Origin of the sequence: Vogesella mureinivorans (assembly GCF_007644035.1) — a bacterium.
In the GTDB taxonomy this organism is placed as follows: Bacteria; Pseudomonadota; Gammaproteobacteria; order Burkholderiales; family Chromobacteriaceae; genus Vogesella; species Vogesella mureinivorans.
The window spans coordinates 1-251 of record NZ_VMTV02000964.1; the positions used below are offsets into that span (position 1 = coordinate 1).

Annotated in this window: 1 protein-coding gene; it reads right to left on the bottom strand. The window is 46.2% G+C overall.

Annotation, left to right across the window (positions count from 1 at the left end):
* The coding region (locus FLQ44_RS21355) for a contractile injection system protein, VgrG/Pvc8 family (protein ID WP_147695975.1) at nt 1-251 on the bottom strand (251 nt) is incomplete at both ends.

Here is a 251-nt window from a genome sequence, read left to right on the forward strand (position 1 = left end):
CCGGCCAGCAGGTTGCCCTCAAAATCATCGCCAGGAAGAAGCTTATCAGCCGCGATATGGCTGGGCGTGTTGAGCGTGAGCTTGTAAATACTTAATGCACCGTCACTTTGTCCTTGACTTGCACCAGTAATGATTCCTGTGGTTCGATAGAGTTCCCCAAAGTCAGTGACTTGGTCAACAGCGACCTGACAACCTATAAATTGTTTTAAAGCAATATGTGCATTGGTTGAAAGGCAAAGTAATTCTGCCTT